Source organism: Rhizobium ecuadorense (assembly GCF_001187535.1).
In the GTDB taxonomy this organism is placed as follows: domain Bacteria; phylum Pseudomonadota; class Alphaproteobacteria; order Rhizobiales; family Rhizobiaceae; genus Rhizobium; species Rhizobium ecuadorense.
In genome coordinates, this window is sequence record NZ_LFIO01000035.1 from 1 (window position 1) to 228 (window position 228).

1 pseudogene is annotated in these 228 nt (G+C 55.3%); it reads right to left on the reverse strand.

The window, feature by feature from the left end:
* A pseudogene (locus AF337_RS01950) lies at nucleotides 1–228 on the reverse strand (arylsulfatase); the annotation flags it as partial.

A 228-nucleotide genomic window follows, 5' to 3' on the forward strand; every position in this document is an offset into this window, starting at 1 on the left:
GTCGAACACCTGGGGAACTGTTGCCACGTATTTGTCCGGGCCTTTCCAGCCGAGATTGGAATCGACTGCCAGTCCGCCGGTCTGCGCTCCGTCGTCGCCACGAAGATTGAACGCAAACTTGTAGTTATTGACCCTGATGGCACCTGGCGACAGCTCATTTTCGGTAAAGTAGAACCAGGATTTCCGTTCCGATTTCCCCGTGCCAAGGAGGATCGGCGACATGTCGTA